This window comes from Aphanothece microscopica RSMan92 (assembly GCF_046613545.2).
GTDB lineage: Bacteria > Cyanobacteriota > Cyanobacteriia > PCC-6307 > Cyanobiaceae > NIES-981.
Genome location: NZ_JBKKKY020000637.1, coordinates 1 through 403 on the forward strand (window position 1 = coordinate 1; position 403 = coordinate 403).

General features: G+C 47.4%; 1 protein-coding gene. It reads left to right on the forward strand.

What is annotated here, in order from left to right; all coding sequences use genetic code 11:
* The coding region (locus tag ACLD7X_RS19410; protein WP_411425315.1) for a hypothetical protein at positions 1 to 403 on the forward strand (403 nt) is incomplete at both ends.

The window sequence follows — 403 nt, forward strand, 5'->3', positions numbered from 1 at the left end:
AAAAGGTTGTAATTGTTGATGAACTTCAAAAGGCTGCTATCCGGAACAACTGGGGGCTCTGCCAGAACAATGGCTTTGTATACGTGTACAACGGCTGCTACTGGAAAAGGATGGACCGAGGTGAGTTGGAAACCTTTTTGGGCAAAGCCGCTCGAAAGATGGGTGTCAATCGCATCGACGCAAAAGAGTGCATATTTAAGGCCCAACTGGTTGCCCAATTTTATTCGGATGCTATGTTGCACAAGCCCCTACCGGTTAACGGCAGGGTACTTATTAACTTTCAGAACGGAACGCTCGAAATCAATGACGGTAAGCAGAGGTTTCGGACCTTTCAAGGGAGTGACTTTCTAACCTACCAGCTTCCTTTTGCTTATGATCCCGAAGCTAAGGCCCCACATTGGCA